The sequence below is a fragment of the Capnocytophaga sp. oral taxon 332 str. F0381 genome (assembly GCF_000318275.2).
Taxonomy (GTDB): Bacteria; Bacteroidota; Bacteroidia; order Flavobacteriales; family Flavobacteriaceae; genus Capnocytophaga; species Capnocytophaga bilenii.
In genome coordinates, this window is record NZ_KB291277.1 from 1 (window position 1) to 4,263 (window position 4,263).

Here is a 4,263-nt window from a genome sequence, read left to right on the forward strand (position 1 = left end):
TGGATTATTCCCTTTTTAAGTGTGGGAAAGTAAAGATGTTAGCTTTCAGCGAGTATGGTTGAATCTATCAAGCAAGAAGAAAAGAAAATTAGATATGTCTTTCGTTCAATTTCCTCAAAAAAGTTTAAACACATTTGATATTTAAAAATTGCACTTACTACTGGAACTTACAGTAATTGATAAGGAATGAGCGAAACGCTCTTATTATAGTAGGCACGAGCTACAAGCTCGCGCCAGCAGGGTGTAAATAAGCAGATTATTTCTTTGGATTTTTGCGAAAATAAGCAGATTATTTCTTTGGATTTTTGCAAAAAATGGCGATTTATTTCTTTGGATAATTTTATTTTTGTATCTTTGCAGCCTGATATATAACTATTTACAAGATGTATTACCCAAGGTTAATAGACAACTATCTAAAAGAATGGGCTTTGCGCCCTGCTCGCAAGCCGTTGTTGCTAAGAGGAGCACGACAAGTGGGCAAATCAACAGCGGTAAGACAATTAGGCAAGCAGTTTGAGAATTTCGTAGAAATAAACTTAGAAAAACAACCTTCCTTTATACAATTTTTTCAGGGTGACCTTGATGTAAAACGTATAGTACCTCAACTTTCGGCTATGGTAGGTAAGCCTATAGTAGCGGGGCAAACACTGCTTTTTATAGATGAAATACAAGCCTCTGCCGAAGCCATTATGTCGTTGCGTTTTTTTAAAGAAGATATGCCCGATTTGCACGTAATAGCGGCAGGCTCTCTCTTAGAATTTGCGCTTGAAACGCTGCCTACTTTTGGAGTAGGACGTATTCATTCTATGTTTGTATACCCAATGACTTTTGATGAATTTCTCACCGCTTGTGGCGAACAATTGCTATTAGAGGCGCGCAATAATGCTACTGCCAAAACGCCTTTGGCACTTCCTTTGTATGAGAAATTGGTGGGGGTATTTCGCTCATATATGTTGGTAGGCGGTATGCCTGAGGTAGTGGCTAAATGGGTAGAAACTCGCGATTATTTGGCTTGCCAAGAAGTGCAAGATGATATTGTACTCACCTATCAAGACGATTTTCCTAAATACCGAAAGAGAGTAGACCCTACCTTGCTTAGGCTTACTTTGCAAAGTGTAGCTCTACAAATAGGCAATAAGTTTGTCTATTCGCAAGTAGGCGGAGGGTATAGTACCAATGAGGTGAAAAAAGCGTTGGAAATGCTTACTTTGGCAGGGATAATTACCCCTGTAATGCATACTAATGCTAACGGACTTCCGCTGGGTAGTGAAGCAGACCCTACTTATAGGAAAATGTTATTGCTTGACAATGGATTGCTACTTAGATGGCTTAATATGACGGGTGATACATCGGAGCTCACAGCCCAAATACTCACTCACTCTGCTACCGACTTGGTAAATAAAGGGGCGCTTACTGAGATGATAGCGGGGCTTGAATTGCTGCGCTACCGCACCCCTAATATGCGACACGAGCTATTTTATTGGGTACGCAAAGCAAAAAACGCACAAGCCGAAGTAGATTATTTGGCTACCTATCAATCGGAAGTATTGCCTATAGAAGTAAAAGCAGGTACCCAAGGGGGTATGAAGAGTTTATGGCAGTTTATGCGTGAAAAGAAGCTAAAAAATGCTATAAGAGCCTCATTAGAGAATTTTGACGTGTTTACCTATACAGATACTGAAGAAGAAGCAATACGTACCGTTTGGGTATGTCCGTTGTTCGCTTTATCGCAAATTAATAAGGTAATAACAGATTAAAATACGGCTGATTTAATAACATAAAAACAATGAAGAAATTTTTATTAGGAATGGCTACGGCAGCGGTGGTGCTGTTGGTAGTTTATTTTTTCAAAGAGAAAAAAGAAGAAGAAGCGCGTTTGGAGGCTGATTCGGCACTTATACAAACGCAAATAGCCAATGTAAGCAAGTTGGTAGTAACGGAAGGACACTTCACTGAAGTCCTTTCGTACGTAGATACTCAAAAATACTTTATGGATTGGTTTTCGTTTGACAAACGTATTTTAACCATCGTAAATGCCGATGTAACGGTGAGCTACGATTTGCATAAGATAGCTTTTGAGGTAGATGAAGCACAGCGAAAAGTGATTATCAAGTCGCTGCCAGAAGCTGAGGTGAAGATTTATCCTAAAATGAAGTATTACGACATCTCGCAAAGCCAAATAAATCCTTTTAAGGCAGAAGATGTACCCAAAATAGAAAAGAAAGTAAATGAGGTGCTCGAAAAGAAAATAGCAGCTTCTAACCTAAAGAGCAATGCCCAAGACCGACTTTTCTCTGAGCTTTCTACTCTTATTTTTGCTACTCGTGCTGTAGGTTGGACTTTAGAATATAACAATATTCCTATAGACAATGAAGAGACGATTAAGAAATTAGCAAATTAGGGAATAAAAAATTATTACTGTCCACTAAACTTTTAAAAAGTAGGTATAAAATTAAGGCTGAATCATTTGGTAGATTCAGCAAATTTTATTTCCTTTGTACTTACAAAACCTAAAAGGAATTTTCGATGAGCAAAAGTACATATTTTTTTGGATGTAACAAGTTTCATTCAGCGTTTCTTCTACGATTTCTACCTCTTACTCAATATCCGTCTGTTGCTGTGCAAGATGGGTATTGATGATGATACCGTAGTGAAGATACACAAAAAGCATAGCTATATGTGGTAGTGCTGATGTATATTCGGGAATGTACAAACGTAACTTCACTGAGGAAAATGCGGAGCTACGTATCATAACCAACGAGAAGCGTCAGCCAATTCTTACCATCAATGGGCTATCCGTTCCAGATTGGTGTGAGTAGAAATGGCAACAACTCATTCACCTCAATCGCTCGCAACGGCTGTAATCGCTTTTTCTTTCATCGGCAAAGAAGAAAAACACGAAAGAACGTTTACTTTTACACGCAAAGTATTACCTTTGTATCTGAAATAGTGAGCGTTCTTTGGCTATTTAAATATTCTGTATTAGTGCACTTAGCTCATTTCTAAAATCAAAAATATAAATGATCATGGAACAAATTAAATACTCTCAAGCATTCAAAAATGCGTGTAACAAATATTATGGAAACTATGAGAAAATAGCCTCATACGGTACCAATCAAGCAGAGGATGTATATCTTGGAGATAAAAACAATCAGGTTTGCAGATTTTGCGGTCGTAAGAAGGGAGAGGTTACTTTCAAAAAAAAAGCGCATGCTTTATCCAATTTGATAGGAAATGATCGTCTATTTTCATATTATGAATGTGATGATTGCAATGGAAATAGATTTTCAAAGTATGAGAGCGAATTCTCAAACTACATGAAGCTCTTACATTGCTTGTCACAAGTAAAGGGCAAGAGAGGTATTCCATCATACAAATCCCGGAAAGATGACTTTACACGTGTAGACATTAAGGATTTTATTTCCGTATTCCAAAAAGAAGATGAAACTGCAATTGCTCATCTGGACAAAAAGAATAAGGTTATTCATTTTAAGGGTAAAAGAACATATATTCCAGTGAATGTATATAAATGCCTTCTTAAGATGGCTCTAACGGTCATGCCAGATAGTGAACTACCAGAAGTAACGAATGCTATGGATTTTATGATGGATAGAAAAAACATAAAAAAGCAACTCTTTGTTGGGTATAGGCAATATGGAGGAATTTTACCATTCCCAACTCCTGTCACAATGCTTTTCAAAAGAAAAGATAAGAGGGTGGATGAAAATGTTCCTCTATATATGTTCCTGCTTGCATACGGTAACTTTGTATTTCAGTTTGATATTCCATTCTGTCCTGCTGATAATTTTTTGTTTAAGAAAGAAATATCTATGCCATATATCCCAACTATAGCAGATACGATAAGCCCACAAGGACTGAAATTATTAGATTTTAGCTCCTCTGAGAGAGTAATAAAAGAGGAATATAGTATAGATATGAAATTCGAAGGTATGAAACGCAATTGGTGGGTGACGATTAAATACGTTTTACAGCATCCGTGGGACTCACTTAAACGACTATTGACGAATAATTTGTTTGAGATGTCAAAATAATTTCGTATGTTTTCACTCTGATAATCAATGTATTATGGAATTGTTTAAAGGGTAAAACCTCTTAGAGTTTACTGAATGCTTTAAAACTGACTTAGATTGCGAAGAATATCTAGCTTCTTTAAAATGGGAAAAAGGGTATTGCTGTCGCAATGTGGTCATAAAAAATACCAAGTCAGAAAAGATTTTTCACGTACTTGTAATATCTGTGGAG

Annotated in this window: 5 protein-coding genes and 1 pseudogene; 5 read left to right on the top strand and 1 reads right to left on the bottom strand. The window is 37.0% G+C overall.

What is annotated here, in order from left to right; all coding sequences use genetic code 11:
* Nucleotides 1–383 precede the first annotated feature (383 nt).
* Both HMPREF9075_RS03275 and HMPREF9075_RS03280 read left to right on the top strand, forming a co-directional pair.
* Complete coding sequence (locus HMPREF9075_RS03275) at nucleotides 384–1,757, top strand: ATP-binding protein (protein ID WP_009415072.1); 1,374 nt, start codon at nucleotides 384–386, stop codon at nucleotides 1,755–1,757.
* 29 nt (nucleotides 1,758–1,786) lie between these two features.
* Nucleotides 1,787–2,401: a DUF4230 domain-containing protein gene (locus tag HMPREF9075_RS03280; protein WP_009415073.1), complete on the top strand. Its 615-nt coding sequence runs from the start codon at nucleotides 1,787–1,789 to the stop codon at nucleotides 2,399–2,401.
* A 195-nt stretch (nucleotides 2,402–2,596) separates the two neighbouring features.
* Here HMPREF9075_RS03280 and HMPREF9075_RS13440 read toward each other — a convergent pair whose 3' ends face one another.
* Nucleotides 2,597–2,752 carry a hypothetical protein gene (locus tag HMPREF9075_RS13440; RefSeq protein ID WP_198144770.1) on the bottom strand — a complete coding sequence of 52 codons (156 nt, stop codon included), beginning with the start codon at nucleotides 2,750–2,752 and terminating at the stop codon, nucleotides 2,597–2,599.
* 69 nt (nucleotides 2,753–2,821) lie between these two features.
* On the opposite strand from HMPREF9075_RS13440, the gene HMPREF9075_RS13985 reads away from it, so the two are divergent.
* The 3 genes and pseudogenes from HMPREF9075_RS13985 to HMPREF9075_RS13125 all read left to right on the top strand — a co-directional run.
* A complete protein-coding gene (locus tag HMPREF9075_RS13985; protein ID WP_009415075.1) occupies nucleotides 2,822–2,950 on the top strand; it encodes a hypothetical protein in 129 nt (42 codons plus the stop codon).
* Between the two features lie 70 nt (nucleotides 2,951–3,020).
* The gene (locus HMPREF9075_RS03285) at nucleotides 3,021–4,052 is read left to right on the top strand and encodes a hypothetical protein (protein ID WP_009415076.1); all 1,032 of its coding nucleotides are present in this window, start codon (nucleotides 3,021–3,023) and stop codon (nucleotides 4,050–4,052) included.
* A 34-nt stretch (nucleotides 4,053–4,086) separates the two neighbouring features.
* Nucleotides 4,087–4,263 (top strand): annotated as a pseudogene (locus HMPREF9075_RS13125) (IS1595 family transposase); the annotation flags it as partial.